Genomic DNA, 4,574 nt, shown 5'->3' on the forward strand with positions numbered 1-4,574 from the left:
CCGGTCGTGCCCGAGGTGTAGAGGATGTAGAGCTGGTCGGTCGCCGCGACCTCGACGTAGTCGGCGCCGGCCTCGGCGGCGGGGCCGCTGACGAAGTCCTGCCAGTCGACGTCACGCGGCCCGAGCGGGGCGACCGCCTGCTCGCGCTGGAGGACGACGACGACGTCCGGCGTGTGGCTCGAGCGCGCGATGGCCGCGTCGAGGAAGGGCTTGTACTCGACGACCCGTGAGGGCTCGACCCCGCACGAGGCCGAGAGAATCACCTTGGGCTGGGCGTCGTCGATCCGGGCAGCCAGCTCCGCCGGCGCGAAGCCGCCGAAGACGACGGAGTGAACGGCGCCGATCCGCGCGCAGGCGAGCATCCCGATGATCGCCTCGGGGACCATCGGCATGTAGATGACGACCCGATCGCCCTTGGTCACACCGGCGCCCACCAGCGCTCCGGCGAGCCGGCGCACGTCGGCCAGCAGCGCGGCATACGTGATGGATCGCTTCGTGTCGGTGACGGGCGAGTCGTAGTGGATGGCGACCTGCTCGCCGCGTCCGGCCGCGACGTGACGGTCGAGGGCGTTGAAGCAGGTATTGAGGGTGGCGCCGGGGAACCACCGGTAGAACGGCGGGTTGCTGTCGTCGAGCACCTGCGTCGGTGGGGTGATCCAGTCGATGCCCCGGGCGGCCTCCGTCCAGAACGCCTGGGGGTCGTCGATGCTGAGTGCGTAGCTGCTGGCGTAGGCGCCGTCGCCCAGGGGGGTGCTCATCCTGTGACTCTGCCGCACGCCGCACGCGGCTGGATAGAGGCATAGGTCACCAGGACCGGTCCGGGACGGTGGGTCGGCCACCGCGCGTGACACCATGCCGCAGTGGAGATCCATGACGTCGCCGCTCTCTCCGACTGGCTCGACCGCGGCCGCCCACTGACCGGTCTGCGGCTGCAGGACCTCGACCTCACCGAGGTCGCGGCGGCCCTGGTCAGCGCGACCTATGCCGCGGACGTGAGGGGGCTGGTCATCCTCGGTGGCACCGTGCCGCCGGCCCTCGCCGACCACCTCCGCTCACGCGGCGCGATGATCTTCCCCACCGATCCCGACGCGCCGGTCGACGTCTTCCGGGCCCACCTCTACACGGGTGCCGAGCTGTATGCCGGGCTCGACGGACCCCGGGGCTACGCCGGCACGCCCGACTCCCTGGCCTATTCGTGGTCCCGGGACGCACGCGAGGCGCACGACGCCTACGCCACGCTGCTGCGCGCGATCCACGACGACTCCATCACGGACGCCCTCGACGAGTGGGTGGTCGGGCGGCGAGTGGTCGGCGTCATGGGGGGGCATGCGGCCGAGCGCGGCTCCGAGGAGTATGCCGTCGCGGCGCGCCTCGGGCGCGAACTCGCTTCTGCGGGGCTGCTGGTCGCGACCGGGGGCGGTCCCGGGGCGATGGAGGCGACGAACCTCGGCGCGGTGGCACCATCGGAGGCGACGCTCATCGACGCGCTCGGGCGACTGGGCTCGGTCAGGTCGTTCCGGCCCGACGTCGGCGACTGGGCCCGCGCGGCGTTCGCGGTGCTCGACGACTTCACGGCGGCCGGTGGGGGGCAGGCGGAGCCTCAACGCGGCATACCGGGACCGCGGCTGCGACCCGGGGCTCTCGAGCCGTCACCGCAGCCGAGGTCGCTCGGCATCCCCACGTGGTTCTACGGGCACGAGCCGCCCAACGTCTTCGCCGAGGGGATCGCGAAGTACTTCTCCAACGCCATCCGCGAGGACGGCCTGCTGGCCCGCTGCAACGCCGGCGTCGTCGTGCTGCCCGGGGCTGCTGGGACCGTCCAGGAGGTGTTCCAGCTGGCGACCCGCCTCTACTACTCGGCGCCGGACGCTCCCCTGCCCCCGCTCGTGCTCGTCGGCCGCGAGCAGTGGACGGAGACCCTCCCGGTGGCCGCGCTGCTGGCCGGGCTGGGGGTGGGGAACGCGATGGGCGCAGCCGTCCACGTCGTCGACAACGTCGCGGAGGCCGTCGCGATCATCAGTGGTGCGTGAGGAGCGATGCACTGCGAGGCTGGCTCCATGCCTGGCGTGCACCCGTCATCCGTGACCGAGCTGAGGAGCGTTGTCGACTCCGGCCGTCCCGTGGACTACCTCTGCTTCTCGGGACATCAGGCCGAGCCGGACGGCATGGCCGGTCCGGGCTGCCTCAGCCAGTGGTGGCCCTCGGAGTTCGAGACCGAGGGGCAGCGGTTCGCCACGTCCGAGCACTACATGATGTGGCGCAAGGCCGTGCTCTTTGCCGACGTCGCTGCTGCGGACCGGATCCTCGGGGCCACCGACCCCGAGCAGGCCAAGGCCTATGGCCGGGAGGTGACCGGGTTCGACAGTGGCCTCTGGAGCGAGCACCGTTATGCCGCAGTGGTGGCCGGCAACCTCGCGAAGTTCGACCAGCACCCCGAGCTGGCCCGGTTCCTCCTCGGCACGGGTGACCAGGTCCTCGTCGAGACCAGCCCGGTCGACCGGATCTGGGGCATCGGCTTCGCCGCCGACGACGACCGGGCAACCGACCCCCGCTCGTGGCCCGGGCTGAACCTGCTCGGCTTCGCCCTGATGGACGTCCGCGCCCACCTCCGCGCGACCCGTAGCGCATCCGGGGAAGCCCTGACGGAAACGTGACGCTCGCGAGACCGCGCGTCAGGCAGTCCTGTCGATAAGGTGCCACCACGTATCACGGGGCTGGGAAAGTGCTCTCCCCTCTGGATTCTGGGCCCGTGTGGGTTGGGCCGGCGCTGGCCCGCCAGGATCCGCGCGTCCGCGACCGAGCGGACTCGCCACGACGAGAACCTGAGGACCGACCGTGACCCGATGGACCGCAGCACCCGCCCTGGTGATGGCACTGCTGTGCCTCTCCGCCTGCTCCTCCACCTCTGCTCCTGCCCCCACCTCGCCCGCGCCGGCCTCTTCGACGGCTTCGGCGCCCTCCACGCCGTCCGCGGCGACCGCGGCGACCGGCATACCCGTGTCACCCAGCCCGTCGGATGTCGCGGCCACCTCGGCCGGCGCCTATCCCTCCGCCGAGGCCTGTGCGTATCTCCAGAGCCAGATCCCGGCGCTCACGGCCATCGGCACGCCGGCCGGGGTCCAAGCCAACCTGGCCGGCGGCCTGTACACCTTCTTCACGAGCCACGGCCTCACGCCCGACGGCATGGCCCTGGACGACGCCACGGCCAAGCAGTGCCCGGCGCTGCGGACGCAGGTGCTCACCATGATGCAGCTGAAATCGTTCGCTCAGCTCTGACCACCCGCTCCACCCACGCAGTCACCCCCTGGCGTCGGGGCGCGTCAACCGACCGTCGTCCACCAACGCTTCGAGCGCCGAGACCACGGTCTGCCAGGCGGAGTAGCGAGGGTGGAAGCCGAGCAGCCGCTCCGCCTTCTCCATCGAGCAGTGGGGGCTGTGCTCGATGTGGTCACGGGTCGTGCGCGCCTCGTCTGCTGTGACCGTGCGGGCCCACTCGTCCCACGGCAGGAAGGCGAGGTCGGCCTCGCTCCCGAACCACGTCGCCACCGCCTCCGCATAGCCGCGGAGGGTCATCGCCGTCGAGGCCACGGCGTGAAAGCTCTCGCCGACCGCGACGGACCAGTTGGCGATCGCGGCGAGGAAGACGCCCGCGACGTCGGCGGCGTGGACGTGCTGGAGGGTCTCCATCCCGAGGCCGGGCAGGGTCACTCGGCGACCGTCCGCGAGGTCCTGGAAGACGGCAAGGTCGAGGTGCCCGGCCGGGTTGATCGGGACCCACCCCGGCCCGCAGATGTGACCCGGGTGGATGACCGTCGTGGGCAGTCCGCCGGTGTGCGATCGTCGCAGCAGGTGGGCCTCGATGGCCGCCTTGGCGATGCCGTAGTCGCCGAACGGGCGGCGCGGGGCGTCTTCGCGCGTCGGAACCTCGGCGCTCGGGCCGTGCACCCAGATCGTGCCGCAGTGGAGGAGGTGACCCACCCTGCCGTCGAGCGCGTCGGCGAGGGCTGCCCCGCTGTCGACAGTGAAGCAGGTGAGGTCGACGACGACGTCGGCCTCGAGGTCGGCGACCAGTGCCGGGAAGGTGCCGTCCGCCTCGCCGGCCTCCCGGTCGACGGTCCGGCGCTCGACCCAGGCCCAGGCTCCGTGCGGCCGGTAGGGCTCCCGTGCGCCACGGCTGAGGACGACGACGTCGTGCCCCAGGGTGACGAGCTCGGGGACGAGATGGGTACCGATGTGGCCCGTGCCACCGATGACGACGACGCGCATACATCGACGCTAGTGGCCGAAGGGCGCGGGCCCTCCGCCGCCCCTGGGCTGGCCACGTCGGGGGCTGGTTGTCAACCCTGGGTTCGTTGGCTGTGGACAACTTTGGGTGGCGAATACCCCATGTGGACAACGGGATCCGGTACTTCGTGGACTCGCGCTGGTCGCGAAGGGCTGTCGGTGGTCGGTCCTAGGGTTGGTGCATGGACACGAACCCACCCGAGGAAGCAGGCGCCGGTCACGACGCGTCTGCGTCGGGTGGCCGCGGCCCGGACGGCGGTATGCCGGGTGCGCCGGGTTCGTTGGCTGGG

5 protein-coding genes are annotated in these 4,574 nt (G+C 71.7%); 3 read left to right on the forward strand and 2 right to left on the reverse strand.

What is annotated here, in order from left to right; genetic code table 11:
* Positions 1-758: AMP-binding protein (locus tag Q0R63_RS00410; RefSeq protein WP_295692364.1), on the reverse strand; the 758-nt coding region annotated here is incomplete at its 3' end.
* Between the two features lie 102 nt (positions 759-860).
* Between Q0R63_RS00410 and Q0R63_RS00415 the strand changes: the two genes are divergently transcribed.
* From Q0R63_RS00415 to Q0R63_RS00425, 3 genes are all read left to right on the forward strand, one after another.
* Positions 861-2,030 (forward strand): LOG family protein, encoded by a 1,170-nt coding sequence (locus tag Q0R63_RS00415; protein WP_295692367.1) that lies wholly within the window; start codon positions 861-863, stop codon positions 2,028-2,030.
* Positions 2,031-2,081: 51 nt separating this feature from the next.
* The gene (locus tag Q0R63_RS00420) at positions 2,082-2,654 is read left to right on the forward strand and encodes an NADAR family protein (RefSeq protein ID WP_295692371.1); all 573 of its coding nucleotides are present in this window, start codon (positions 2,082-2,084) and stop codon (positions 2,652-2,654) included.
* Between the two features lie 181 nt (positions 2,655-2,835).
* Positions 2,836-3,276 (forward strand): hypothetical protein, encoded by a 441-nt coding sequence (locus Q0R63_RS00425; protein WP_295692374.1) that lies wholly within the window; start codon positions 2,836-2,838, stop codon positions 3,274-3,276.
* A gap of 21 nt (positions 3,277-3,297) precedes the next feature.
* On the opposite strand, the gene Q0R63_RS00430 is transcribed toward Q0R63_RS00425, so the two are convergent.
* The gene (locus tag Q0R63_RS00430; RefSeq protein ID WP_295692377.1) at positions 3,298-4,266 is read right to left on the reverse strand and encodes an NAD-dependent epimerase/dehydratase family protein; all 969 of its coding nucleotides are present in this window, start codon (positions 4,264-4,266) and stop codon (positions 3,298-3,300) included.
* Positions 4,267-4,574 lie beyond the last annotated feature (308 nt).

Source organism: Lapillicoccus sp. (genome assembly GCF_025353065.1).
Lineage (GTDB): Bacteria > Actinomycetota > Actinomycetes > Actinomycetales > Dermatophilaceae > Lapillicoccus.